Origin of the sequence: Actinacidiphila yeochonensis CN732 (assembly GCF_000745345.1) — a bacterium.
GTDB classification, from domain to species: Bacteria; Actinomycetota; Actinomycetes; order Streptomycetales; family Streptomycetaceae; genus Actinacidiphila; species Actinacidiphila yeochonensis.
On the sequence record NZ_JQNR01000004.1, the window covers coordinates 300,120 to 325,326 of the forward strand.

General features: G+C 74.9%; 21 protein-coding genes and 1 riboswitch. Of the genes, 8 read left to right on the forward strand and 13 right to left on the reverse strand.

Annotated features, from left to right (window positions below):
• Window positions 1-521: 521 nt before the first annotated feature.
• The 5 genes from BS72_RS08145 to BS72_RS08165 form a co-directional block, all read right to left on the reverse strand.
• A complete protein-coding gene (locus tag BS72_RS08145; RefSeq protein WP_037908325.1) occupies window positions 522-2,093 on the reverse strand; it encodes an FG-GAP repeat domain-containing protein in 1,572 nt (523 codons plus the stop codon).
• A 317-nt stretch (window positions 2,094-2,410) separates the two neighbouring features.
• Window positions 2,411-2,875, reverse strand: coding sequence for a flavin reductase family protein (locus tag BS72_RS08150; protein ID WP_037908328.1), 465 nt, complete (start codon window positions 2,873-2,875; stop codon window positions 2,411-2,413).
• 208 nt (window positions 2,876-3,083) lie between these two features.
• Complete coding sequence (locus BS72_RS08155) at window positions 3,084-4,073, reverse strand: transporter substrate-binding domain-containing protein (protein ID WP_051950808.1); 990 nt, start codon at window positions 4,071-4,073, stop codon at window positions 3,084-3,086.
• A gap of 321 nt (window positions 4,074-4,394) precedes the next feature.
• Window positions 4,395-5,168, reverse strand: a complete 774-nt coding sequence (locus tag BS72_RS08160) for an amino acid ABC transporter ATP-binding protein (protein WP_037908329.1) — start codon at window positions 5,166-5,168, stop codon at window positions 4,395-4,397.
• Complete coding sequence (locus BS72_RS08165; protein ID WP_078901148.1) at window positions 5,165-6,235, reverse strand: amino acid ABC transporter permease; 1,071 nt, start codon at window positions 6,233-6,235, stop codon at window positions 5,165-5,167. The genes BS72_RS08160 and BS72_RS08165 overlap by 4 nt, the downstream gene beginning before the upstream one ends.
• Window positions 6,236-7,069: 834 nt before the next feature.
• Here BS72_RS08165 and BS72_RS39800 point away from each other — a divergent pair.
• The 5 genes from BS72_RS39800 to BS72_RS08185 all read left to right on the forward strand — a co-directional run bounded on the left by BS72_RS39800 (window position 7,070) and on the right by BS72_RS08185 (window position 12,396).
• Window positions 7,070-7,159: a putative leader peptide gene (locus tag BS72_RS39800; RefSeq protein WP_407638945.1), complete on the forward strand. Its 90-nt coding sequence runs from the start codon at window positions 7,070-7,072 to the stop codon at window positions 7,157-7,159.
• Window positions 7,160-7,509: 350 nt separating this feature from the next.
• A complete protein-coding gene (locus BS72_RS08170) occupies window positions 7,510-8,724 on the forward strand; it encodes an LLM class flavin-dependent oxidoreductase (RefSeq protein WP_037908331.1) in 1,215 nt (404 codons plus the stop codon).
• A 72-nt stretch (window positions 8,725-8,796) separates the two neighbouring features.
• Complete coding sequence (locus tag BS72_RS08175; RefSeq protein ID WP_037908332.1) at window positions 8,797-10,167, forward strand: NtaA/DmoA family FMN-dependent monooxygenase; 1,371 nt, start codon at window positions 8,797-8,799, stop codon at window positions 10,165-10,167.
• A complete protein-coding gene (locus BS72_RS08180; RefSeq protein WP_037908334.1) occupies window positions 10,164-11,258 on the forward strand; it encodes an LLM class flavin-dependent oxidoreductase in 1,095 nt (364 codons plus the stop codon). Before BS72_RS08175 ends, BS72_RS08180 begins: the two co-directional genes overlap by 4 nt.
• A gap of 1 nt (window position 11,259) precedes the next feature.
• A complete protein-coding gene (locus BS72_RS08185) occupies window positions 11,260-12,396 on the forward strand; it encodes an LLM class flavin-dependent oxidoreductase (protein WP_037908337.1) in 1,137 nt (378 codons plus the stop codon).
• A gap of 404 nt (window positions 12,397-12,800) precedes the next feature.
• On the opposite strand, the gene BS72_RS08190 is transcribed toward BS72_RS08185, so the two are convergent.
• From BS72_RS08190 to BS72_RS08195, 3 genes are all read right to left on the reverse strand, one after another.
• Window positions 12,801-13,514, reverse strand: a complete 714-nt coding sequence (locus tag BS72_RS08190; RefSeq protein WP_051950809.1) for a hypothetical protein — start codon at window positions 13,512-13,514, stop codon at window positions 12,801-12,803.
• A 194-nt stretch (window positions 13,515-13,708) separates the two neighbouring features.
• Window positions 13,709-13,840 carry a hypothetical protein gene (locus tag BS72_RS39125; protein WP_265736784.1) on the reverse strand — a complete coding sequence of 44 codons (132 nt, stop codon included), beginning with the start codon at window positions 13,838-13,840 and terminating at the stop codon, window positions 13,709-13,711.
• 37 nt (window positions 13,841-13,877) lie between these two features.
• Window positions 13,878-14,018: riboswitch (SAM riboswitch) on the reverse strand.
• 204 nt (window positions 14,019-14,222) lie between these two features.
• On the reverse strand, window positions 14,223-15,485 hold the full coding sequence (locus BS72_RS08195) for a CopD family protein (protein ID WP_051950810.1): 1,263 nt from the start codon (window positions 15,483-15,485) through the stop codon (window positions 14,223-14,225).
• Window positions 15,486-15,844: 359 nt separating this feature from the next.
• Between BS72_RS08195 and gcvH the strand changes: the two genes are divergently transcribed.
• On the forward strand, window positions 15,845-16,237 hold the full coding sequence (gcvH, locus tag BS72_RS08200) for a glycine cleavage system protein GcvH (RefSeq protein ID WP_037908339.1): 393 nt from the start codon (window positions 15,845-15,847) through the stop codon (window positions 16,235-16,237).
• A gap of 85 nt (window positions 16,238-16,322) precedes the next feature.
• On the opposite strand, the gene BS72_RS08205 is transcribed toward gcvH, so the two are convergent.
• From BS72_RS08205 to BS72_RS36370, 4 genes are all read right to left on the reverse strand, one after another.
• Window positions 16,323-17,825, reverse strand: coding sequence for a type 1 periplasmic-binding domain-containing protein (locus tag BS72_RS08205; protein WP_037908341.1), 1,503 nt, complete (start codon window positions 17,823-17,825; stop codon window positions 16,323-16,325).
• 30 nt (window positions 17,826-17,855) lie between these two features.
• Complete coding sequence (locus BS72_RS08210; RefSeq protein WP_157856177.1) at window positions 17,856-19,907, reverse strand: hypothetical protein; 2,052 nt, start codon at window positions 19,905-19,907, stop codon at window positions 17,856-17,858.
• 264 nt (window positions 19,908-20,171) lie between these two features.
• Window positions 20,172-20,678: a DinB family protein gene (locus tag BS72_RS08215; protein WP_037908345.1), complete on the reverse strand. Its 507-nt coding sequence runs from the start codon at window positions 20,676-20,678 to the stop codon at window positions 20,172-20,174.
• A gap of 245 nt (window positions 20,679-20,923) precedes the next feature.
• Complete coding sequence (locus BS72_RS36370; RefSeq protein WP_157856178.1) at window positions 20,924-21,082, reverse strand: hypothetical protein; 159 nt, start codon at window positions 21,080-21,082, stop codon at window positions 20,924-20,926.
• A gap of 263 nt (window positions 21,083-21,345) precedes the next feature.
• Here BS72_RS36370 and BS72_RS08220 point away from each other — a divergent pair, with 263 nt between their 5' ends.
• The gene (locus BS72_RS08220) at window positions 21,346-22,056 is read left to right on the forward strand and encodes a DNA polymerase ligase N-terminal domain-containing protein (RefSeq protein ID WP_051950811.1); all 711 of its coding nucleotides are present in this window, start codon (window positions 21,346-21,348) and stop codon (window positions 22,054-22,056) included.
• Window positions 22,057-22,135: 79 nt separating this feature from the next.
• Here BS72_RS08220 and BS72_RS08225 read toward each other — a convergent pair whose 3' ends face one another.
• Complete coding sequence (locus BS72_RS08225; protein ID WP_078901149.1) at window positions 22,136-23,434, reverse strand: ricin-type beta-trefoil lectin domain protein; 1,299 nt, start codon at window positions 23,432-23,434, stop codon at window positions 22,136-22,138.
• A gap of 482 nt (window positions 23,435-23,916) precedes the next feature.
• Here BS72_RS08225 and BS72_RS08230 point away from each other — a divergent pair, with 482 nt between their 5' ends.
• Complete coding sequence (locus tag BS72_RS08230; protein WP_037909536.1) at window positions 23,917-25,167, forward strand: thiolase family protein; 1,251 nt, start codon at window positions 23,917-23,919, stop codon at window positions 25,165-25,167.
• Window positions 25,168-25,207: the final 40 nt, after the last annotated feature.

A 25,207-nucleotide genomic window follows, 5' to 3' on the forward strand; every position in this document is an offset into this window, starting at 1 on the left:
CCGGCGACGTACGCCTCGGCCGGCTCCCGCCCGGGCGTGGCGATCACCGTCGCCGGCGGGGACTACGGCTACGGCCTGCCGAGCTTCCCCGCCGACCTGACCTCCGCGGTCTCCGTCGGCGGCACGAAGCCGACCCCGGCCGACGACGCGCGCGGCTGGGGTGAGACGGTGCGGAACCCCTGGAAGGGGGCCGCGAGCAGCGGGTGTTCGGCGCGGGTCGACAAGCCGGCCGGGCAGCAGGACACCAACTGCCCCGGCCGCGTGGTCGCGGACGTGGCCGCGGTCGCCGCCCGGACACCCCTGTCGCCGTCTACGACAGCCAGGACGGTTGGAGGCGGCCACCAGTGCGCCGGCCAGCCGGGCTATGACGGACCTACGGGGCCGGCACGCCTGCCGGCCTCGCGGCGTTCCGACCGGGCCGACACGGTGTGCGACGTGTGCGGCGGGCCACCGGCCCGCCGCACACGGACAGCTCGACGCGGGTCCACCGCGGCACGGCCGTGCCGCCCGCGGTGGCCGGCTCAGGCCAGCGCGGTGATCGTGGACCAGTCCAGGCCGGTGCCGGAGATCGGCTGCGCCTCGCCGAAGCGGCCGTCCGCCTCGCCGGGTATGAAGTTCAGGGTCCCTTGGGCCGTCACGCCGTACATGTCGGGGAAACCGTCGCCGTCGGCATCGCCGGCCACCGTCAGCATCGGGTACGCGGCCTTGGTGAAGCCCGTTCCGACCGTCGTCCAGTCGGACTCCGGCAGCACGGTGCCGTCGGCGGCCCGCGGTGCGATCCGCAGCCCGCCCGTGCTGTCGTCGCGGATCAGCAGGTCGGACACCCCGTCACCGGTGACGTCTCCCGGGGTGAGCACGGTCAGATCGGCGTATCCCGCGCCGAGGTCGGTGGGGCCACCGAAGATGTGGGCCATGTTCGTGGGCCACAGCAGCAGGTGGCCGTTCTCCACCGACATCAGGCCGCCCCACGAGGTGCCGTCGCCCGCCCCCGGCTGCACCAGCTGGGTGGTCTCCGACCAGTCGGAGCCGTCCGGCCGTGTCACGAGGACCACCCGGCCGAAGTCGCCGAGACCGTTGTTGGTGGCCTCCTCCAGCCCGTGGTTCGGCGTGATCCACAGCAGGTCCTGGTAGCCGTCGCCGTTCCCGTCTCCGTTCTGCGCGATCAGCCCGGTACCGAAGGTGGTCGGGGAGTCGGCGTGGGTGACCGCCGGCCGGAGCGTGCCGTCCCCGTTGCCGAGCAGGGTGTACAGCGTGCCGTCCGCGCCGGTGGCGATCAGGTCCGCCGAGCCGTCGCCGTCGAGGTCGCCGTGCGCGTCCGACGCGGGGTCGGACACGACGTAGAAGGAGTAGTTCACCTCCTGCGACCTGTTCCCAGCGCGGTCCACGGTCTGGACCGTCAGCGTGTGGTAGCCCCAGGACGTCGGCGTGATCGTGATGTCCGCGGTGCTGTCGGCGCCGACCGGCACCGAGGGACCGCCCAGGACGGAGATGGCCGTGTCGAGCGCGTAGCGCGCCGCGACGACGTCCGATGCGCCCGGACCGCTCACGGCGAGGTGCACCGTGCCGGTCGTGCGGGCCACCGGTGCCGGCAGCCCCGAGGCGGACGACGGGAAGTCGGTCGAGGTGAGGACCGGCACCGGCGGAGGAGTGTGGTCGGTGACGAAGTGGCAGGGCGCGGACCAGTCGGAGGCGGCGCCGCTGTCCGTGAGTGCCCGGGCCTGCCAGGTGTACGTCACGCCGTCCGTGAAGTCGTCGCTCGGCAGGGTGACACCGGTCTGGGTGCCGCTGGCCAGGTCGCCGCTGGTGTAGTCGTACCCCGGAGAACCGTCGCCCGGCGTCACGGAGAACTCGGTCCGCACCAGCGAGCCGCCCGTCGTCGTGGAGGTCGCGTCGAAGGTGACGCTGCCCAGGCCGATGGAGCCGTAGGGCTCGTCGGCACCGCAGCCGTCATCCGACGCGCCGCCTGTCGGTGCGGGACTGGTGCGCAGCGAGGTCGGCACGGGCGGCGCGGAGTCAGCGTGTGCGGCCGTCTGGACGGCACCCGCTCCCACGACCGCGCACACCGCGGCCAGCACCAGCCCGCGGCCGGTCAACCGCCTTGTGAACATGAGCAATCGAACCCCCCAAGGTGATGGGACCGCCGCACGTCCGGGACGTGCGGCCGTGTCCACCACGAACTTAGGGCCTGGCACCGACAACCCGGCCCTCCAGGCGCACCAGGAGCCGGAACCTCACCGCCAGCGGGTGCACGACGGCCGCCCGCGCCGGGTTGGCCACGAAGCCCCAACTCAACGCGATCCGGCCGGGCCCGCTGTCGCGGTCGCCTGCCGCGGCGCCGGGCGCGGCCGACCGGCCGCGGACGTCCCGGCCGGTCGGCGGGACGTCCGGGCCGTGACGGCGCCCGCCACCGTCACAGGGTGTGGTAAATGCCGTCGTGGTAGAGCAGGGGGCTCTGCGGCGCTCCGGCGTGCACGTGGGTGACGCGGCAGACGGCGATGTGGTGGTCGCCCGCCGGGACGAGGGACTCGATGGCGACGAGGAGCCAGGTCGCGACGCCGTCCAGCACGGGTTCACCGCCCGGCAGGGTGGCGAACCGGGTGGGCGGCGCGAAGCGGTCGATGCCGCTGGTGGCGAAGCGCCGGGCGATGTCCTCCTGGCCGGCGCCCAGGAAGTGCACCACCGCCGTGGCGCTGTCGCGCAGGTGCGGCCAGCTGGAGGCGGTGCCGGAGATGCCGAAGGAGACCAGCGGCGGGTCGAGGGAGAGCGAGGCCACCGAGGTCGCGGTGAACCCCGCCGGCCGGGACGCGCCCGGCACGGTGATGACGGCGACACCCGCGGGGTGCCGCCGGAAGGCCGTCCGGAACAGTCCGGGTATCGCGGCCCGTGAGGCGGCCTCGGCGGCCTCGGTGCCGGGGGCCTCGGGCGTGCCGTGCGGCGGGTGCGGGCCGTCCGGGACGGCAGGGCCGTCCGTCCGTTCGGGGCGCGGCGGTGGGTCACGGCGGTCATGCTGGTCCTCCCAGGTCGCGGCTGGTCCGGGCCGCCCACGTCGTGGGTCCGGCGGGGTCGGGGGTCGGGCAGGCGGGTCACAGCGTGGTGGCGGGGTTGACGACCGACTTGGTGACGGCGGTGTCGGGCACGCCCCACTTGGCGAAGATCCGCGCGTAGTCGCCGCTCGCGATGAGCTTGTTGACGGCGTCGCTGAGCGCCTTGGCCAGTGCCGAGCCCTTGGCGGTGACGAACCCGACGGGCGTGCTGCTGATCTGGCCCAGGTACTTCGTGCCGGCGAGGTGCTCCGCCTCGTACTTCAGGCTGAGCGTGGGGCCGAAGAAGACGTCCACCTTGCCGTTGGCCAGCCCCAGGAAGATCGGGCCCGTGTCGGAGAAGTACTGCACCTTGTACGGCTTCTTCCCGGCCGCGGCGCACTTGGCGGCGCCGTCGGTGAGGATCTGCTGGAAGGTCGAGCCGGGGCTGGTGGCGATCGTGTAGCCGCACAGGTCGTCCAGGGTGGAGACGTGGTCGGTCGGGATGTCCTTCGCGCCGAGGAAGGACTGCCCGTCGTTGAGGTAGGTCGAGAAGTCGACGACCTTCTCCCGGGCGGCCGTGGCGCCGAAGTTCCCGAACCCGACGTCGTACTTCGCGTTCTGGACGCCCGGGATGAGGGTCGGGAACGTGCCGTACTCGACGTCGAGGCGGACGCCGAGCACCTTGGCCACCGCGTCGCGCAGGTCGGCGTCGAGGCCGACCTCCTTGCCGCTCGCGTCCTGGCCGGCGTGCGGCAGCCCGGACGTGCCGACCGCCTTGGTCGTGCCCAGGACGAGGGTGCCCCGGCCGCGGACGGCGGCGGGCAGCTCCGCCTTCAGCGCCGGGTCGGTCCGCACGGCCGAGACGACGTCCTCCGTGGGGATGGCCGAGGAGGAGCTCGCGGCGGGCGCGCCGCCGGCCGCCTTCCCCGCCCCGGACGACGCGGTGGAACCGGAGCCGGAGCCGCAGGCGGCGAGCAGGGCGAGGGCCGCTGCGGCGGCCAGCGCCAGAGCCGTCCTCGGGGCGCGGCGGGCGGGGCGTGCGGTGGTCATCGGAATTCCCTTCGAGGGGCCTGGATCGAACGGGGCTCGGGTGGAACGCGTCTGACGGTTCGTCAGCACATGTCTGGGCGCGTCGGGTGCGTCGAGGTGCCCACTGCGCCGGCCGGCGGCCGTCGTGGGGCGCGGGGACCGGAGAGGAGGAGGCCGGGGGAGCGGCAGTGGTCCCCGGTGGCGTCAGGAGGTCGCGTCAGGAAGTCGCGTCAGAGGGTCGCGTCAGAGGGTCGCGTCGGAATCGGGCCCGGAGGGCCGGAGGACGGGCTCGGGGGTCGGGTCGCAAGGCCGGGGCGCGCAAGGCCGCGGCAGGGGCCGGGGTCAGAGGACCGCGGCGAGGAAGGCCCGGGTCCGCTCGTGGGACGGGCGGGTGAGGACGGCCTCGGGCGTCCCGGACTCGACGATCCGGCCGCCGTCGAGGAAGACCACCTTGTCGGCGACCTCCCGGGCGAAGCCGATCTCGTGGGTGACCACGATCATCGTCATCCCGCTGTCGGCGAGGTCCTTGATCACCGCGAGCACCTCGCCGACCAGCTCGGGGTCCAGCGCACTGGTGGGCTCGTCGAACAGCAGCAGCTCCGGGTCCATCGCCAGCGCCCGGGCGATCGCCACGCGCTGCTGCTGGCCGCCGGAGAGCTGTACCGGGTAGGAGCCCTCCCGCCCGGCCAGGCCGACCCGGTCCAGCAGCTCCCGGGCCCGCTCCGCGGCCTGCCGACGCGGTACGCGGCGGACGGCGGCCGGCGCCTCCACGAGGTTCTCCAGCACGGTCAGGTGCGGGAAGAGGTTGAACTGCTGGAAGACCATGCCGATCCGGGCCCGCTGCCGGGCGACCGTCCGGCGGCCGACCTCGTGCAGCCGGGCGTCGCGGTAGCGGTACCCCATGACCTCGCCGCCGACCTCGACGAAACCGGCGTCGGGCCGCTCCAGGTGGTTCACGCAGCGCAGCAGGGTGGACTTGCCGCCGCCCGAGGGCCCGAGCAGCACCGCGACCTCGCCGCGGCGCACGTCCAGGTCGACGCCGTCCAGGACCGGGCGCCCGCCGAAGCTGCGGCGCAGCCCCCGCACCCGCACCAGCGGCTCGGCAGCGGCGCTCATGACAGCCCCGCCAGGGCCGAAGTCCGCCCGAAGAGCGGGATGTTGCCGCGGACGATCCGCCAGAAGCCGCCGCCTCCGCCTCCGCCGCGTTCGCTGCCGCGGGCGTAGTAGCGCTCCACCGCGTACTGGCCGATCGCCAGCACGGTGGTGAGGGCCACGTACCAGAGGGTGGCGACCAGCAGCAGCGGGATCACCAGGTAGTTCTGGTTGTAGATCAACTGCGCCGAGTACAGCACGTCCTGAACGGCGATCACGCTCACGATCGAGGTCGCCTTGAGCGTGCCGATCAGCAGGTTGCCGGAGGCCGGCACGATCGCCGGCATCGCCTGCGGGAGGACGATCCGGCGGAAGATCCGCGGACCGCCCAGGCCCAGGGCCTGTGCCGCCTCGGTCTGACCGTGGTCGACGGACAGGATGCCGCCCCGGACGATCTCCGAGGCGAAGGCCGCCACGTCCAGGCTCAGGGCCACGTACGCGGCCAGCACGCCGCTGAACAGGTGGGCGGTGCGCACCGTCGCGAACTCGTGGCCGAACGGCACTCCGAACGACAACCGCGGGTAGAGGGAGGCGAGTTCGTACCAGAAGAGCAGCTGGACCAGTGGCGGCACCGAGCGGACCAGCCAGACGAAGCCGAAGCTCAGCGAGGTCAGCACCCGGTTGCGGGACAGGCGCATCGCGGCCACCCCGATGCCCAGCGCGTAACCGGTGGCCACCACCGCCCCGGTGAGCCAGAGGGTCAGCTCCAGGCCGCGCGTGATCGAGCCGTCGAAGAGGAAGTCGCCCACGGCGCCCCACTGGAAGCGGGGGTTGCGGACCAGGGTGTGCGCGAGCATCGCGAGGAGCACCAGCAGCACCAGCGCGGAGACCCACTGGCCGGGGCGGCGCAGCGGGACGATCCTGGCGTCGAGCAACTGCTGGTCGGTGGGCTGGAGTCGGGCGGTGGCGCCGCTACCGCCGGTTTGCCGCTGCGCCGTTCCTGGCGACGGTGCCGCGGTCGGTGCGGAGGCGGGCGGGGGCGAGGGGTCCGGCGCGGTGAACGGGCGCGCCGTGGTGTCGGATTCGCTCATGGCCGTGGAGGTCCATCCCGTCGAGCACGCCACGCGGACGCCCCGGGCGGGGCGGCGGCGCGGCGCGCGGGGTACGAGGGTGCGCCCGGAAACGGGCGGGGGAGGTGTACGGCGCCAACGGGGCGCGGGGCACGGTCGGGCAGGCGCCCGAGGGCGCGGGGCGCGGTCAGCGGACCGCGGCGGCTCCCGGACACTGCGCGCTGCTCACCCTGAGCAGGTCGACATGGCGCCGGGCGACCCGGAGCCGGGAGAACCCGTAGGGACGGGAGGCGACCGCCAGGGCGGAGCGTCGTGCCCGCAGGGGAATCACCTCGCCGTCCTCCGTTCCGGGTTCGCGCGCCGGCGGTCGGGACCGCCGCGCGGTGGTGTTCGGTCGGCCGGGCACCCCCGTGGAGGGGGCCCCTCGGGTGGGCCGGACGCAACGCGCCGCAGGTCCACCGCACTTCACGCTAGACGCTCGACCCGGTCCTGACAATGGCCGAGGTGTGTGGCGCACGCCGCCTCCGCCGGCGCCGCACCGCCCGGCGGCCCCCGCGCGGGCTGCGGGCCGGACCTCGTGCGGGCCGTACCCGGGAGGCGGGCCGGACCTCGTGCGGGCCGCGCGCCGGACCTCGTGCGGGCCGGGTGTGACCTGCGGCCGGGAACGGCTCCCGGCAGAGCGGGGATTGTGTTCGGCGCTCGACCGGAGCTAGCGTGTCGGGGAGTGCGGGGGGCGGCGGCGACGCCCCGGCCGAGCGCGGCCGGCAATCCCCCGACCACCGCGGGCCCCGGTGACGGCCCGCGACGCTGTGCCGGTGGACGCCGGCACACGAGACGCGGCTGGAGGGGACTGACGTGCGCGGAGCCATCGGTACCTACTCGCGACGCCACATCGATCTGCAGCGGATCTCCAGCGCGCTCTGTCCGGCGGCCCCGCTGTCCTGACCCGCGGCGTGCCGGCCTCGAAGAGGCCCCCGGCCCCCTGGCGACCGGCCACGGCCGTACCCGCGACATCCCGTAGAGGTCCGCCCGCCCGTTCCGCGGGCGGCGGGACCCTCGCCGTCAGTCCTCACCCGTCCTCACCCGTGCCGCCGTGCCGCCCCCCCCGGGCGCGGACGATCCGGCACGCCCGGCCGCGCCCGCCCCCAGCCGTACCGCCGGCGCCCACCCGCGTCCGGCGACACCCCGTCCGACCCCCGTCCGACCCCCGGTTGGCCTCCCGTCCGGCCCCGGCCGCGCCGGTCCGCCCGGGTGCGGCCGGCCCGCGCCTTCGCCCGCAGCAGGAAGAGAGTCCCGTGTCCCAACCGCCCCCCGCCCTGCACCTGTCCGTCGCCCTGGACGGCGCCGGCTGGCACCCCGCCGCCTGGCGCGAGCCGGACGCCGAACCCCGCGAGCTGTTCTCCGCCGGGTACTGGGCCGGCCTCGTCGCCGAAGCCGAGCGCGGCCTGCTCGACTTCGTCACCATCGAGGACTCCCTCGGCCTCCAGTCCGACGCCCCCCTCCGCCCCGACCAGCGCACCGACCAGGTCCGGGGACGGCTCGACGCGGTGCAGATCGCGGCCCGCGTCGCGCCGCTGACCAGGAACATCGGCCTCGTCCCCACCGCGGTGACCACCCACACCGAGCCCTTCCACCTCTCCAAGGCGATCGCCACCCTCGACTACGTCAGCAGTGGCCGCAGCGGCGTCCGGGTGCGGGTCTCCGGAACGCCCGACGAGGCCGCCCTGTTCGGCCGGCGCGTCATCCCGGACATCCTGCCGGCCGATCTCGACCGTCCCGAGGTCCAGCGGCTCGTGGCCGACCTCTTCGACGAGGCCGCGGACTACGTCGAGGTGCTGCGCCGGCTGTGGGACAGCTGGGAGGACGACGCGGTGATCCGCGACGTGGCGACCGGCCGGTTCGTCGACCGCGCCAAGCTGCACTACATCGACTTCGAGGGGCGCCGGTTCAGCGTCAAGGGGCCGTCCATCACGCCCCGGCCGCCGCAGGGCCAGCCGGTCGTCGTCGCGCTGGGCCACGGCACCGTGCCGTACCAGCTGATCGGCGGCTCCGCCGACGTCGGCTTCGTCACCCCGGGCAGCGCCGCCGCGGCGGAGGCGACCATCGCCGAGATCCGGGCCGCCCAGGCCGCCGCGGGCCGGGCCGAGGAGACGGTGCACGTCTTCGCCGACCTCGTCGTCGTCCTGGACGAGGACGGCGGGAGGGCCGTGGAGCGGCTGGCCCGGCTGGACGAGCGGGCCGGGGCCGCGTTCACCAGCGACGCGCACGTCTTCGCCGGCACCCCCGCCGCGCTGGCCGACCTGCTGGCGGAGTGGCAGGCGGCGGGCCTGGCCGGATACCGGCTGCGGCCGGCCGCGATCCCGCACGACCTGCGGCAGGTCACCCGGCACCTGGTGCCCGAACTCCAGCGGCGCGGCCTGTTCCGCACCGCCTACGAGGCCGAAACCCTGCGCGGCCTGCTGGGACTTCCCCGGCCCGCCAACCGCTACGCCGCCCCCGCGGGCGTCTGACCCCCGCCCGCGTCCGCCCCTGCCGCTCCGCCCTGCCGCCCGCCCCGCCGAGACCACGAGGACACCGCCCACATGAGCAAGCCCGTCAAACAGATCCACCTGGCCGCCCACTTCCCCGGCGTCAACAACACCACCGTGTGGAGCGACCCCGCCTCCGGCTCCCAGATCGACTTCAGCTCCTTCACCCGCCTCGCCCAGACCGCGGAACGGGCCAAGTTCGACTTCCTCTTCCTCGCCGAGGGCCTGCGGCTGCGCGAGCAGGGCGGCGAGATCTACGACCTGGACGTGGTCGGCCGGCCCGACACGTTCACCGTGCTGGCCGCGCTCGCCGCCGTCACCGACCGGCTCGGGCTGGCCGGCACGATCAACTCCACCTTCAACGAGCCCTACGAGGTGGCGCGGCAGTTCGCCACCCTGGACCACCTGTCCGCCGGCCGCGCCGCCTGGAACGTCGTCACCTCATGGGACGCCTTCACCGGCGAGAACTTCCGGCGCGGCGGCTACCTCCCGCAGTCCGCCCGCTACGAGCGGGCCCGGCAGTTCCTCGACACCGCCAAGGTGCTCTTCGACACCTGGCGGGGCGACGAGATCGCCGCCGACAAGGAGGCCGGCGTCTTCCTGAGCGACCCCGACGCCGGCCGGTTCGACCACCACACCGACCAGTTCGACATCACCGGCCGGTTCAACGTCCCGCGCAGCCCGCAGGGCGGACCGGTGATCTTCCAGGCCGGCGACTCCGAGGAGGGCCGGGAGTTCGCGGCGGCCGGAGCCGACGCCATCTTCACCCGGCACGGCACCCTCGACGCCGGCCGGGAGTTCTACGCCGACGTCAAACGGCGCCTGGCCGCCTACGGCCGCTCCCCCGACGACCTGAAGATTCTGCCCGGCGTCACCTACGTCCTCGGCGACACCCACGCCGAAGCCGAGGAGCGGTCCCGGGTGATCCGCCGCCAGCAGGTCAGCGGGCAGACCGCGATCAAGTTCCTGGAGCAGCTCTGGAACCGCGACCTCAGCGACCACGACCCCGACGGCCCGCTGCCCGAGATCGACCCGCTGCCGGGCGAGAACACGGTGTCCCGCGGCCGGGCGAGCGTCCGCATGAACCGCGACCCGCTCGCCGTCGCCGCCGAGTGGCGCGCCCTCGCCGAGGAGAAGAAGCTCTCCACCCGGGAGGTCGTCATCGAGGTGACCGGCCGCCAGTCCTTCATCGGCACCCCTGCCGAAGTGGCCGACGCGCTCGACGAGTTCGTGCAGACCGACGCCGCCGACGGCTTCATCCTGGTGCCCCACATCACCCCCGGCGGCCTCGACGAGTTCGTCGACACCGTCGTCCCGATCCTCCAGGAGCGCGGCGTCTTCCGCACCGAGTACGAGGGCACCACCCTGCGCGAGCACCTCGGACTGCGCACCCCCGCCGCCCGCACCGCCGGGGCGGCGTCGTGAGGTTCATCGCCGTCACCCTGGTCGTCCAGGGCCCCGACCCGGTCACCGGGCGGCAGCCGTCCACCCACGAGCGCCTCCGCCAGGTGGTCGACAGCGCCGTGCTGGCCGAGGAGCTCGGCTTCGACGGCTGGGGCGTCGGAGAGCGGCACGAACGGCCCTTCCTGTCCTCCGCGCCGACCGTGCTCCTCGCCCACGCCGCCGCCCGCACCCGGCGCATCCGGCTCTTCACCGCCGTCACCACCCTCAGCCTGCTCGACCCGGTGCGCGCGTACGAGGACTACGCCACCCTCGACCACCTCAGCGAGGGCCGGCTCGACCTCATCATCGGCAAGGGCAACGGTTCGGCCCAGCGCGAGCTCTTCCACGTCACCCCCGAGGACCAGTGGGAGCGCAACGCCGAGTCGTACGAGATCTTCCGCACCCTGTGGCGGCAGGGCGCCGTCACCGCCACCCCGAAGTTCCGGCCCGCCCTGGCCGACGCCGAGGTGTGGCCGCGCCCCTACCAGCGGCCGGTCCGGGTCTGGCACGGCAGCGCCACCAGCCGCGCCTCGGCGGACCTCGCGGCCCGCTACGGCGACCCGCTCTTCTCCGCCAACGTCACCAACCCCGTCGAGCCCTACGCCGAGCTGGTCGCGCACTACCGCGAACGCTGGGCCCACTACGGCCACGACCCGGCCCTGGCGGCCGTCGGCGCCGGCACCGCCGCGCTCTACGCAGCCCCCACCTCGCAGCAGGCGCTGGCGGACTACCGGCCGGTCTTCGAGGCCCGCCTCGCCACCCAGCGCGCGGCCGGGTTCGACATCGTCTTCCCGACGCTGGAGGACTTCGTCGAGCGCAGTTCGGCGCTGATCGGCAGCCCGCAGCAGATCACCGACAAGATCCACCGCTACCACAAGCAGTTGGGCCACTCCGTCCTCCACGTCCAGGCCGAGCCCAACGGGCTCAGCCCCGCGCGGCACCGTGCGTCCCTGGAGCTCTTCCAGGAGCGGGTGGCCCCCGAACTGCGCGACGCCCTCCCGGACCCGCCGTGGCCGTGGGCCCCGGTGAACCCCGACGAGCAGCCGTCCGCCGTTCCGGCCCAGGGAGCCTGACATGACCGCAACCCCTCTCGCCGTCCTCGACCTGGTGCCCGTCAGCTCCGGCTCGACCGCCCCGCAGGCGCTGCGCAACAGCATCGACCTCGCCCAGCAGACCGAACGGTTCGGGTACGCCCGCTACTGGTTCGCCGAGCACCACCTCAACCCGGGCGTGGCCGGCACCTCGCCCGCCGTCGTCCTCGCGCTGACCGCCGCGGCCACCTCCACGATCCGGCTCGGCGCCGGCGCGGTGCAGCTCGGCCACCGCACCGCGCTGGCCACCGTGGAGGAGTTCGGGCTGCTCGACGCCCTCCACCCCGGCCGCTTCGACCTCGGCCTCGGCCGCTCCGGCGGCAAGCCCTCCGGCCTGAGCCGGGCGGCGCACGCGCCGCTCCCGGACAGCACCCCGATCGTCGACGGCCGCACGCCGAACGGGCTGCGCATACCCGCCCGGTTCGACGTCTCCACGCTGCTGAAGTCGCCCCGGGTGGTACTGCACCAGCGGCTGCTGCGGCAGCCGAACGCCGAACCGCAGGAGTACGGCGAGCAGGTCGACGACATCCTCGCGCTGCTCGCGGGCACGTACAGCGCCGACGGTGTCGAGGCGCACGTGGTGCCCGGCGAGGGGGCCGACCTCCAGGTGTGGATCCTCGGCAGCAGCGGCGGCGTCAGCGCCGAGGTGGCAGGCGCCAACGGGCTGCGGTTCGCGGCGAACTACCACGTCAGCCCGGCCACCGTGGTCGAGGCCGCCGAGGGCTACCGGGCCGCCTTCGTCCCCTCCGCCGAACTGGACCGGCCGCACCTGTGCGTCTCCGCCGACGTCGTCGTCGCCGAGGACGAGGAGGCCGCGCGGGAACTCGCCACCGGCTACGGCCTGTGGGTGCGCAGCATCCGCAGCGGGGAGGGCGCGATCGCCTTCCCCACCCCGGACGAGGCGCGCGCCCACGTCTGGACGGACGAGGACCGGGCGCTGGTCGAGGACCGGGTGGAGACGCAATTCGTGGGCACACCGGCGCAGGTCGCGGACCAGCTGGAGGTGCTCCGGGACGCCACCGGCGCCGACGAGATCGCCGTGACCACCATCACCCACGGCCACGCCGACCGGGTCGCCTCCTACCGGCTGCTGGCCGAGGAGTGGTTCCGCCGGGGCTGAACACCGGTGCGGAGGCCCCTGGTCTCCGGCCGCCGCACCCGGCCGGCTCCGCGCCGCCGTCTCGTACGGCCGGCCTCCGCCCGCGGGCCTCGTACCGCGGGCCTGCGCGCCGCCGGCCCACCGCCGCCGGGCGGGCATCCGGGTTCCCCCCGATGCCTGCCCGGCAGCGTGCCCGGGGCCCGGACGGGCGCCGGACGGGCGTGCTGAGGGAGGGGGCGGGCGCGTCCTCCCGGGCCGGCTCCTGGTGCCGTGACCGGCAGGGTGTGCCCCGCTTGCCGCCCTGGCATGGCCGTCCGCCGCGTTGCCGTACCGGCCGAGCAGGCCCAGTACGAGGCCGGTTCGGCGCCTTGCGGCTGACCGCACCAGGACACCTCGCTACCGGGCGAACCGTGCCGGTCGCGGCACTAGCGGGCGGCGGCGAACGCCGGCTCCGCGCCCAGCCGTTCCCACCACGCCGCCAGGTGCGGCCGGCCGGCCAGCGGGTCGCCGTCGCCGCCCCGGTGGGCCGGGGGCCGGGCCAGCGCGGCCCACACGTCGACGTCCGCGGCCGTCAGCGCCGCCCCCAGCACGTGGCGCCGGTTCGCCAGCCGGCAGTCCAGCAGGTCCAGCAGCAGCGGCTCCACGGTGCCGTCCTCGACGAGTTCGCGCAGCGCGTCGATGTCCGCGGCCAGGGCGGCGGGCCGCAGCTGGGGCCTGGCCGGGTCGGCGGGGTCGCTGAAGCGCAGGGCCAGGTCGTCCAGGATGTGCGGGGTGTGGTTGCTGACCACCCGCCCGCTCCACCGGTCGCACAGCGCCGGGACCGTCAACGGGCTGTCGTAGTGGTGCCGGGCGGCCTCGTAGGCGGCGCGCAGCCCGGGCGAGGCGGACGGGTCGGCGGCGCCGCCCAGCAGCGTGGTGCCCACGCAGTCGTCCAGGCCGAGCAGGCCGAGGGTCACGGCCACCCGCAGCGAACGGGGACAACACGGCGCGAGGTACAGGTGGTAGCGGCCCGGCGCCGGGTAGAAGCCGCGGTCGGGATCGGCGCTGATCCGGCCCTGGAAGACGGCGGCGGGCGCTGGGGGAGTGCGGTGCTCGGTGGGGGTCGTCGGCAGGGAAGTTCGGGCGAGGGTGTCGGCCATGGTGTTCTCCACGCGGGTGACGAAGCCCCGAACGGTGCCGTGGGCGCCGTGGGCCGTGAGCAGGGGAAGCGCCGGGGCGTCGCGAGGAGGCGCGGTCCGCGTCCACGAGGGGAGCGGCGGCGCACGTCGACGCCCGGGCCGGGAGACCTGGGTGCGGGACCGGGGTGCGGGACCGGGGTGCGAACCCTTCCGGGTCAGCCGCCCGGGGCGCAGGCGCGGCGCAGCCGCAGCAGGTCGATGTGGCGTCGTCTGGTCAGGAGCACCACGGCCGCCCGGGAGGTCCGCGGGGCCGTCCGGCCGCCGCTCCACGCCGCCGCTGTGCTCATTCGCGCAGATCCCTCCGCCGGGTCCCGCGGGGTCGCGGGACCGCACTTGTCCCGCCGTACGGCAGGACCGGGTCGTCACCCGGGGCACCCCGTCGCGGTGGAAGGGTTGCCTGTCAGCGAGCCGGGGCCGATGACCCACCCGGCGGAACCCGCCCGGTGAGCGCTGACCATCGTGACCGTCCTCCAGCAGTCTGAACCGGGGGTGGCGGCCCGTCAAGAAGCTGTCCACGGCTTGGTTGCGGGCCCGAGGGCGGCGCCCGCCGGGGCCCGTCACGGGACCCCGGCGGGCGGTTCGACCACGGTGGCCGACGCGGCTGCCGCCGTCTTCGGTCGGGCCCGACCCGGGTGCGGCCACGGCCGGAGCGCACCCGGGCGGCGGGGCTCACGCCCCGACGAGGTCGCCCGGCTCGGCGGTGGCGGCGGCGGTCGCGGCGGTGTTCGCGTGCGCGGCGGCGCGGCGGCGGGCGAGCCGCCCCGATATCAGGTAGCCGGCGACCATCACGGCGATGACGGCGACCGTCTCGGCGGTGCCCCACACCCAGGTGGACGCGCTGACCTCCTTCGCGGCCAGCCTCGGGAGGTTGTCGGGGTCCAGGGCCGAGTGCTCGGCGAGGTGGGCCTGGTAGGCCTGGTTGCGGGCCGAACCGTGCAGGAACGGCGCGACGAACAGCAGCGCGAGCCCGAGCACGCTCTCGGCCGCGACGACGCCGGGGAAGGTCCGGACGAGGAGCACGCGCAGGGGGCGCCGGTCGCCGGCGGCGCGCAGCGCGTCCACCCGCGGGTGCAGCCAGAACTGGTTGAAGGCGCCGAGCAGCATCAGGGTGCCGAAGATGAGGATCTTCACGCCCAGCACCCGCCCGTACATCGTGGAGACCAGCTGCGAGAGGCCGTCGACGTGCTCCCAGTACAGGAACAGCCCCGACAGCGCGATGACGGCGACGCACGCCATGGCGGCGGCGGAGAAGCGGCGGATCGCCGGAGCCCAGAACGCGCCCCGGTCGGCGGGCGCGACCGCGCCGGGCAGGGCGAGCAGGAGCAGGCCCACCAGGCCGCCGAGCCACACGGCCCCGCCGACCAGGTGCAGCATCCACATGAGCGTCTCGAAGACGGTCCGGCCCCAGTCGTCGGGGGCCGCGTCCGGGAACTTGGTGGTGCCGAGCGCCACGGTCCCCGCGCCCAGCCCCGCGGCCAGCAGCCAACGCCCCGCCGGGCCGGCCGCGACCGTGCGGACGGTGAGCGGGGCGAGCAGCACCGCTCCGGCGAGCACGAGGGTCACCTCCAGCCCGGACAGCCGGCCGGCGTTGCTCCCGTCGTAGAGCGCGTTCCAGGCGGCCGTGTAGTCGTAGCCGCCGCTCGGCGAGGCCCCGTGGGCGAGGTCGGTCAGCACCGCCGGCACGGCCAGCACCCCCAGGACGACCGCCGCCCGGGAGAGCCGCGCGGTGACGGCGGCGAGCGCGGCCGGGCCGATCCGCCGCGCCGCCGGTCCGGCGGCCACCGACGCCAGGGCGGCCAGGCCGACGAAGCCCATCAGCGTCGTCCAGGCGGCCCACGCCACGGCGCTGTCCTCGAACGGGCCCAGTGGTGTGGACGGCGCGGCTGCCGCGGCGTACGGCAGCGCGTCGGACAGCGGGACGGAAACGGGCATGGCGAATGACCCCTTGGTCGCAACGGAAGGAAGAGTTGACTTAGGTTAGGCTTCCCTAAGCCGCCTGGTCAATGTGGTCGATCCGGCCCGCCCGCGACGGACGGAACCCCTCTGAGCTGCGTATACGTTCCGTGCCAGGGGGAGACGCGGCGACCCGCCGGGTCCGCCCGCGCCGGGCTCGCCGGTGGCCGCTGCCGGTGCCGGGTGCGGGCTGAAGGGGGTTCAGGAGCGGTTCGCCCGGGGCTCCGCCGCGCGACTCACCCGCTCGGGTTACGTACCCGCCACCGCGCCCTGATCCAGGGCAGGATGGGCACGCCGACGCCCGAACCGGCGGCACACCGACGGCCCGAGGAGCCTCCATGACGATCTACCCCGGCGAGCTGCGCTACACCAGGGAGCACGAGTGGGTGCGGGTGGACGGCGACACCGCCCGGGTCGGTATCACCGAGTTCGCCCAGAAGGAGTTGGGCGACGTCGTCTACGTGGAGCTGCCCAAGGTGGGCGACCGCCTCGACCACGGCCAGGAGTTCGGCACCGTCGAGTCCGTCAAGGCGGTCTCGGAGCTGTACACGCCGCTGTCCGGAGAGGTCGTCACGATCAACGAGTCGCTGAACGACGACCCGGAGCAGCTCAACGACGACCCGCACGGGGACGGGTGGATGGTCGAGATCAGGTTCTCCGCCAAGGCCGAGCTGGACGGCCTCATGACCGCCGACGCGTACGAGGCGTACATCGCGAGCGGGGAGGAGTGACCGGGGGCGCCGGCCCCCGGTCCTGGGCCCCGCTCGTCGGCGATCGGCCCGCCGCCCCCGGTTCGCGGCCCCCGCTCCGCGCTCCTCAGCTCGTGGCCTTCCGGTGGCAGGGGTCGCCGGAGGGCGGGGCGCCGGTCGCCGAGGACAGCCCGGAGAACGTGGGCTTGCCCTGCGCGTCCATCCGGACGATCGGGATCACCTTGTCGATCGGGTCGTGGGCGCTGTCGAAGCACAGGTAGCCGCTGGCGCCGTTCACCGACAGCCCGTAGAGCTGGTTGGCCACCGCCCCCGGTTCCGGCACGCGGCCGTTCCACTGGGACACCACCGACTGCACCGCGGTCTCGAACGCGTCGTGGTACATGATCGCCCAGGCGTCGTCGAGGGCGTTGGACGGCTCGTCGGGGAAGACCTTGGCGAACCCCGGGTAGTCGGTGAAGTCCGCCACGGCCGGCGCGGCGCCCTGCGGGTGCGGTCCGCTCCACATGCCCGGGTGGGCCAGGGCGGTGTAGTAGACCTCCATGTCGGTGCCCTTGGCGGCCCACAGGTTCTGCTGGTTGACCAGCTGCGTGGCGTCGCTGCCGGTGATCACCAGCAGCTTGCGCTGTGCCGCGCAGTAACGGTTCGCCACCCCGCGCAGCAGCCCGGGCAGGTCCACCCCGCGGCCGGCGAAGTACACCACGTCGGTGCCCGCGTCGCAGACCGACGAGCCGACCTGCCCGAGCGCCGACTGCGGGTCGCCGAGCGCCGAGTCGTAGACGGTGCCCCGGCCCACGAAGCGCAGCCGCTTGGAGGTGCGCATCGCCCGCTGGAAGGAGGTGGCCAGCGAACGGGCGTAGTCGTCCTTGCTGTTCTGGTCCTGCACCAGCCAGACGTTCACCTTCCCCTTGGAGCCCGCGCCGCCCTCGGCATGGGAGTCGAGGAACCCGACCGCCGCGGCGGCCTGGTCGGAGTTGGTCGGCGCGACCCGCACGAATCCGGGGGCGCCGTCCAACTTGTCGCCGCTGACGACGGCGCCGACCATCCCGATCCCGGCCCTGCCGAGGTCGGCGACGGCCTTGTCCGTGGCGGCGACGCTGATGCCGAGCCCGGTCACCGCCACCAGGTGGTCGGGCGCGCCCGTCATCTTCTCCAGCTTCGCCACCGCCTGCGGCGCTGTCTTCTCCAGACTGCCCTCGTCGGCCAGCACCAGCTTGACCAGCGGGGTGCCGAGCCGCCCGGTCGGGCCGTTGGGGTGGTTGGTGCGGTACTGGTCGAGGTAGGCGCCCTCCAGCGCGTGCCGGGTGCGGTTGGGGTCGAGCGGTTCGGCCTTCGGGTCGGGCGTCATCGTCTCCATCACCGCGATGGTCACGTACTTCCCGCCCGACGCCGTGACGAGGGCGTTCTCCGCGCGGATCTTCTTCTCGACCCCGGCGATGTTGCTGTTGAAGACGTGCGAGCCGTCCGTGACGTAGACGGGCGCGTGCTGGCGGGTGACGTACACCGCGGCGGCGGCGACCACCCCGAGGACCACCGCGAGCGCGGTCCAGAAGACCGCCGGATACGCGACGCGGAACGGCTCCCGGGGCCGGATGGGCACGGGACGGGACATCTCTCTCCTTCGGATCGACGCGTGGCTCGCTCAGTAGTCCCGCAAGTGCCGGTAGTACTCGCCCTCCTGGGAGTAGCGGGTGCTGTCGCGTGTCGCAAGGCGGTGCAACTCCGTGAAGCCGTCCGCGAGTTGCACGTTCAGCTTCTGGTGCGGGTCGAGCAGCGGATCGCTGCGTATCCACCGCGCCGCCACCAGGTGGGTGAGCACCGTGCGCAGCGGGTCCGGTGCGGCGTCCGGATCGGCCGGTCCCGCGACGGGGGCCGGGTCCGCGAGCGCCGCCGACTCCAGCAGCGCGTCCAGGTGGAGGTAGGCGGTGGGCGCGGACCGCTCCGGCTCGCCGTCCCGGTCCCGGACGGCGGGCCGCAGGGCGAGCCGGTTGGGCGCCGAGGTGATGTCGTCGAACGCCCGTATCCACCGCTCGGCACCGTCGGTGCGGAACCGCGACACGAGGTGGTCCACCGCCGGACGCAGGTTCCCGTTGGCGAGCGCGTGATAGCAGGCCCGCTCCCCCTCCCCGCGGCCGAGGAACCACTCCTCGAACCGGCGGTGCACCGCAGCCCAGTTGAGCGGGTGGCTGTCCGGTCTGGCCGCCAGCGAACGCAGCAGCAGCCGCCGCAGCAGCGGGTGCAGCTCCGGTTCGGTGGAGAACGGCGAGCCGGACGGCACCTGCCACAGCCACTGGGAGACCGCGTCGGCGATGTCCCGGCGGGCCGGCTGGCCCGGCCGCAGCCCGATCCGCGCGCCCAGCGCCGACTTGGGGTCGCGCACCGCCGACCAGGTCACCAACTCGCTCCGCCATGGGGCGAGTTCGTCGCTCAGCAGCCGTTCCAGCAGCTCGTCGCCCAGCGTGCCGGAACCGCTGACCCGGGCGTCCAGCACCGCTGTCAGCTCCGCCTCGCCCGGCGTGCTCGGCCGGGTGGCCAGGTACTCCAGTACCCGTGCGGTCCCCCCGGGATGGCCGAACGTCGACCGGTGGACGAACGAGGTGAGCCGGCTCAGCTCCCTCGGCCGGGCACGGGACGCCATGGTCCGCACCCGGTCCTCGTCGAAGTCGTCCAGCGCCACCGCGTAGTACCAGTGGTCCGTCCCGGTCGGCGGGCGCCGCCGCTCCCAGTCGCGGTAGCCGGCGCTGCCGGCGTCGCCGATCAGCCGGTGCCGGCCGGTGGCGTCCGCGTCCCCCTCGGGCCGCCACGACCACAGCGCGTCCAGCCGCCGGCCGCTGGTGCTGAAGACGACCAGCGGGTCGCAGCTCCCGCTGGCCGCCTTCGCGGTGTGCCGGGCGCCGGCCAGCGCCTCCAGGAAGGCGGTGCCGGCGCTCTCGTCGACGTTGTCGATCAGCGCCAGCGTGTTGCGCGGGTCGCGCTGCGAGCCGTAGGCGGCGGCGATGTCGGCCAGGAACGCCTGGCACAGCAGCCGGTCCACCTCGTCGTGGCCGGCGTCGCCCTGCCGGTGCTCCAGGGTGCTGAGGTCGGCCAGCGCGCCGAACCCGTCGCCGGGCTGGCCGTGGCCGCGGTTGCCATACCAGTCGGTGCCCGTCTGGAAGAGCAGCCGCACCGCCCGCCGCGAGGTGAACGCCGCCGACACCAGCGGATCGGCCACCGAGGCCAGCGGCGGCAGCACGAACGTCAGCAACTGCCGCAGCAGGTCGGTCACCACCTGCTGCGCCCCGTCCAACGACCTCTGGCCGCGCAGCAGTTGCTCCACATCCGCCCTGGCGCGGCTGGGGTCGTTGAGGCCGATGGCGTCCTGCTGGATCACCAGCGCGCCCAGGGTGAGGCGGGGGAACCCCATCGACCCGAACCGCTTCCACCGCGTGGCGCCCAGCGACCCCGCCAGATGGGCCGCCACCTGCCACGCCCGGGTGTAGGGCTTGCCCGCCAGGTCCAGCCAGGCGTACGGCGCCGCCACCGAATCGGTGAAGCGGTCCCGCACGTCCTCCAACAACCGTGTCTTGCCGCTGCCGCGCGGCCCGGAGAAGACCACGAGCGGCACGTCCCGCCCCACTTTGCCGCCCGACCGGTCGAGGCACTCGTCGACCAGGTCGGAGGTGATCTCCCGGCGCAGATCTCCGCTGTTCGCCACCGCCCCCGCCATTCCTACCGACCTACCGTCATGCGAGAACGATGCGCCGTCCGCGCGGCTTTGCGGCGGTGGTTGGCGGGATCGTTACGTGACTCCTCGCGATCCGGGGTCCGGCCGCGGCCCGAAGCCGCCGTCGACGCCGGGGCCGCCGGCCCGCGGCGAACGCGCCGCGGGCCGGGGCGGGCGAGGCCGACAGCCTTCGGCACCGGGCCGACCCCGCCGGTCGCGGCGCCGGACGACGGTCAGTGGCCGGTCAGCCGTCGGTCAGGTGCCGGTCGTGCCGTCGAGCATCTCGCGCAGGATGTCCAAGTGGCCGTTGTGGCGGGCCGTCTCCTCGATGAGGTGGTGCAGGATCCAGCGCAGGTCGACGTGCAGGCCGTTGCGGACGGCTCGGCGGGCCCGCGTGTCGAGGTCGTGCCCGGCGACCAGCTCGCGGTAGCGGGCGCTCTGGCCGGCGTACTCGTCGAGCAACCGCGCGAGCGGGAAGTCGACGGCGACACGCATCTCACGGTCGGGGTCCTCCTCGGTCCAGGGACCCCGGTCCTCCCCGCCGAGGAAGACCACGTGGAACCAGTGGTACTCGACCCAGCGGAGGTGGTTGACCACTCCGCTCATGGTCATCAGAGGCGAGCCGGGCAGGAGCGCCTTGCGTGCGTTCTCCTCGGAGACTCCGTCGCACTTGGCGCGCGCGGCGTCGCGTGTGTAGTCGAGAAACGTGGTGAGCTGGGTGCGCTCGTCCCACGCGGGCGGCGTGTCGTCGATTCTGGTCATCGCGCCGAGTCTCCCCGAACATCGCGACCGATGGCGAGGCGATTATCGACGGACCGGTCTGCCCGGCGCGGCGCCGGTACCGCGGTGGCGCCGCCGCCCCAGGCCGTGTGACGGTCCGAACGGGCCGCAACGATGCGGGGGCGGGTGCCCGCGGCCTGCGCCGGGACCTCCGCCCCTCAGCCCCCGCCTCTCAGGGCCCGCCACTCAGCGCCTGTTCGGACCGGCCGTGCGCGGTCCGCCGGCTGCTACTCCTCGCGCTCGAACTCCGCGATGGCCCGCTGGGCGTCCAGGTCCTTCTGGGCCGTCTCGTACACCTCGTGCACCAGTTCCCGGACCTCGGTCTCCCCGGAGTCGTCGTCGAGCTTCTTGATGCGCTCTACCCAGATCTCGGTGGTTTCCGCCATGACAGCTCCCAATCACGGACAGTGAGGCCGTCGACGGGATGGTCCCGCGCCGTAGCGGCCGCCCGTACCGGCACCCCCGCTCCTTCCAGGCTACGCCGCGGCGGCCCGGGGCACCGGCCGAGCCGAACGCGCACGGGTGCGCGGGGCCGGGGTGGGGCGGCTCGACAGGCCGGGGTGCGGGGCCCGGGGCCGGTACGGCGTGTCTCCGGGGCGCGGGGTACCCGTCCGGCAGGGTCCGACAGGCGTACCCGGAGGAGGCGGACATGGCACGCGCGGAGCACCGGGGGCAGGTGGACGGCCGGCGCGGCGACAGCACGGAAGACGGGCGCGCCGACAGAGCGGGGGACGGGCGCGCCGGCAGAGCGGGGGACGGGCTCGGCGAGTACCGGCGGCGCCGGGACTTCGGCCGGACCCGCGAGCCGCGCGGGGCCGGCCGCGGCGGCGGTCCGGAGTTCGGCTTCGTGGTGCAGATCCACGACGCGAGTACCACGCACTTCGACTTCCGCCTGGAGGTGGACGGCGTGCTGAAGTCCTGGGCGGTGCCCAAAGGCCCGTCCACCGACCCGCACGACAAGCGGCTCGCGATGCCCACCGAGGACCACCCGCTGGAGTACCGCGACTTCGAGGGCGTGATCGCGGAGGGCGAGTACGGCGCCGGAGCCGTGATCGTCTGGGACGAGGGCCGATACCGCAGCCTGGCCACCGACCGGCACGGACACGAGGTGCCCTTCGCCCAGGCGCTCCGCGACGGCCACGCCTCCTTCCGGCTCGACGGCGGCAAGCTGCGCGGCGGCTACGCCCTGACCCGCTTCCGGAGCGGAGGCGACGACGGCCGGGGCGAGGCGTGGCTGCTCGTCAAGCACCACGACGGCCAGGCCGCCCCCCACAGTCGCGGCACCCCCGACCCGCACCGCGCCCGGTCGGTCCGCTCCGGCCGCACGCTGCACCAGGTGGCCGCGGGCGTCCGTCGGTAGGACGCCCTCCCGGCGGACGCGGTGCCGGAACGTCCTTCCGCACCCGTGGCGCGGCCCGGTTCTCCGACGCCCTGGACGGTCAGGCCGTGTACCACTGCTGGTTCGCGCTGCCGTCGCAGTCCCGCAGCTCCACCCGCGTGCCGTCGGTGCTGTCTGTGCTGTCGGTGCTCTCGGTGCTGTCGGTGGCGGACGGGTCCGGGGCGGCCGCCAGGCAGCGGCCGGAGGCGGGGTTGCGGAGGCCGCCGTCGTAGGGCCGCCACTGCTGGCCGGGGCCGCCGTCGCACTCCTGGACCGCCACCCTCGTGCCGTCGGCGGGCGCCGGCGCGGCGGCGTCCAGGCACCTTCCGGCGGTCCGCAGGGTGCCGGCGGCCGAGGAGGTCCACTGCTGGGCGGTGGTGCCGTCGCAGTCCCGGAGCCGCGCGCCGGCGCCTTCGTCCGCCGGACTTCCGTCGAGAGCAAGGCACTTGCCCGCGACCCCGGAGCGCACCGGGCCGGTCACCGCGGTCGGCGGCCTCAGCCAGCCCGCGGCAGCGGCGGCCTGGACGCCCCCGTTCCAGGCGTCGGCCATCTTCCGGTAGCCGCCGTCGTTCGGGTGCAGCGAGTCGGAGAGGTCGGCGCTGGTCAGCGCGCCCATGTCGACGTAGCCGACGTGCCTGCCCGCGTCCCGCTCCTGGCGCGCGATGTCGGACACGGCCGCGTTGTAGGCCGGTTCGGCCTGCACGACGGGTGCCGAGGTGGAGGTGATCAGGTCCGCCAGCAGAACCGTCGCGGCGGGGTCGGCGGCGGTGATCCGGTCGACCAGCGCGTGCAGCCGGTCCGGCGCGGTGGGCACCTGGTCGTTCTTGGCCAGGTCGTTGGTGCCGATCATCAGGGTGACGACGTTCGGCTGGTACGTCGCGAGCGAGGCGTCGGCGATGCCGGCGATCTGGTCGATCCGCCACCCGGAGTGGCCCTCGTTGTCCGGGTCCGGCATGGTGCCGCCCCGGCCCGATCCGACGAAGTCCAGGGTGTAGCCCTCGCCCGTCAACTCCTCGCCCAGCGGGCCCCGGTAGCCGTTGCCGTTGCTGCTGCCGACGCCCCAGGTGATGGAGTCGCCCAGCGGCTCGACGCGCAGGGCCACGCGGCGGGTCGCGGCCTGCGCGGGCCGGGGGCGCGACAGCGCGGAGGGGGCGGGCGCCGCCGCCTGGTGGCCGTGGAAGGAGTGCGGGCCGTCCCTCTCCGCCCGTTGCGGCGACGCGGCCCCGGTCTGCCGCGCGGAGGCGGGGGAGGCGCCGGCCAGCGCGAGCGAGCCCAGGGTCAGGGGCAGTACCGCTGCGAGCGCCGGGGCGATCAGGCCGGCGAACGGCCTGCGGGCGGCGGCGGCGCGGGTGGGGGGCATCTGCGACTCCTTCGGAAGAGGGGCGGGCCGTGCGAAGTCGGTGCGGAGCGCGGGGAAGCCCGTGAAGGCGGGATCGGCGTCGCCGTCGCGGTGCGGCGGCCGCCGCTCGGCGTCGCCGCCGCTCGGCGGCGGTCGGCCCGGCGGGACGGGGAGGCGGCGGGACGGGGGAGGTGGCGCGGCGCCGGCCGGGGAGGTGCGCCGGGCCCGGCCCGCAGGGGCGCGGTGAGCCGTCTCGCGTGGTTGTCTCATACGGCTTTGCGATGGTCTGTACCGTGGTGAGTTTCTCCGTGCCGATGGCCGGCGTCAAGGATCACCGAGGGTGTTTCGAGTGCGTGTTGACGTATCGTCAATCTGACGAGTGATCAACTACGGCGGTGGTGCGGCAGGAATGACCCCCGCGCCTACCGGTGGCACGGACCCGGCCGCGCGGCGACGCGGCCGAAGCGGCGCTCACCGGGGGCGCCCGCGCCTACCGTGGCAGGGTGAGTGCTTACCTCTACGCGGCGACCCGCACCCCCTTCGGCAGGTTCGGCGGCGCGCTGGCCGGCGTGCGCCCCGACGACCTGGCCGCCACCGCGATCACCGGACTGCTCGCCCGGACCCCCGGCCTCGAACCGGCGGCGGTCGACGAGGTGGTCTGGGGCAACGCCAACGGCGCGGGGGAGGAGAACCGCAACGTCGGCCGGATGGCCGCCCTGCTGGCAGGGCTTCCCGCCGGCGTCCCGGGCACCACCGTCAACCGGCTGTGCGGCTCCTCGCTCGACGCGGCGATCACCGGCTCGCGCGCGATCGAGACCGGCGACGCCGACATCGTCCTCGTCGGCGGCGTCGAGTCGATGACCCGGGCGCCCTGGGTGCTCCCGAAGCCGGACAGGGGCTTCCCGGCGGGCGACGCCGCCGCCGTGTCGACCACCCTCGGCTGGCGGCTGGTGAACCCGCGGATGCCGAAGGAGTGGACGATCCCGCTGGGGGAGTGCAACGAACTGCTCCAGCAGCGGTACGGAGTGAGCCGCGAGCGCCAGGACGCGTTCGCCGCGCGCTCGCACCGGCTCGCCCACCAGGCATGGGAGAGCGGCTTCTACGACGACCTCGTCACGCCCGTGGAGACCGGCGCAGCGGTGGCCGGCGGCGGGCTGACCGGCGGTGGGGCGCGGGCCGGCGGGGCACTGACCCGGGACGAGGGCATCCGGCCCGCGTCGACGGTCGAGGTGCTCGCCGGGCTCAAGCCGTCCTTCCGCCCCGACGGCACGATCACCGCGGGGAACGCTTCGCCGCTGTCGGACGGCGCCTCGGCGGTGCTGCTCGGCGGCGAGGGTGCCGCCACCGCGATCGGCGGCGACCCGCTCGCCCGGATCGCCGGCCGGGGCGTGACGGCACTGGACCCGCGCGACTTCGGCTACGCACCGGTCGAGGCCGCCGCCCGGGCGCTGCGCCGGGCGGGGGTCGGCTGGGACCGGGTCGGCGCGGTGGAACTCAACGAGGCGTTCGCCGTGCAGTCGCTGGTCTGCGTCGACGCCTGGCTCGGGGAGGGGCTGCGCGACCCGGAGCTGGTCAACCAGAAGGGCGGCGCGATCGCCCTCGGGCACCCGCTGGGCGCCTCGGGCGGGCGGGTCCTCGGCACGCTGGCCGCGGTCCTGCGGGAGCGGAGGGAGCGGTACGGCGTCGCGGCGGTCTGCGTCGGCGTGGGCCAGGGGCTGGCGGTCGTCCTGGAGAACCTGGACGCCGGCGCGTGAGCGGTACCGGCGGCCGGCCGCCGCCGGTCCCCGGGCCCGG